Consider the following 304-nt stretch of genomic DNA (forward strand, 5'->3'; position numbering starts at 1 on the left):
CCAGACCGGCCGGCTGGAGGAAGCCGTCGCCGACTTCACCGCCGCCCTCACCCTCGACCCCGCCTATGCCTGGGCCCTCGCCGGGCGCGGCGAGGCGTCCCGGCCGGCGGACCTCCCGGAGCCGGCGAGCGCCGACCTCCCCGCCGCGCTCGCCCTCAGCCCGTCGGACGTCTGGGCGCTCCGCGCCCGCGGCCAGGCCCACCGCCAGGCCGGCCGACCCGACGAAGACGTGACCGACCTCACCGCCGCCGTAACCCTGAATCCTTCCTACGCCTGGGCGTGCGCACATCGGGGCGAGGTGCAC

1 protein-coding gene is annotated in these 304 nt (G+C 77.6%); it reads left to right on the plus strand.

What is annotated here, in order from left to right:
* A partial coding sequence (locus tag PUR61_RS21345; protein WP_329880796.1) for a tetratricopeptide repeat protein occupies positions 1–304 on the plus strand: 304 nt, incomplete at both ends.

The sequence above is a fragment of the Streptomyces sp. BE20 genome (assembly GCF_036322525.1).
GTDB lineage: Bacteria > Actinomycetota > Actinomycetes > Streptomycetales > Streptomycetaceae > Kitasatospora.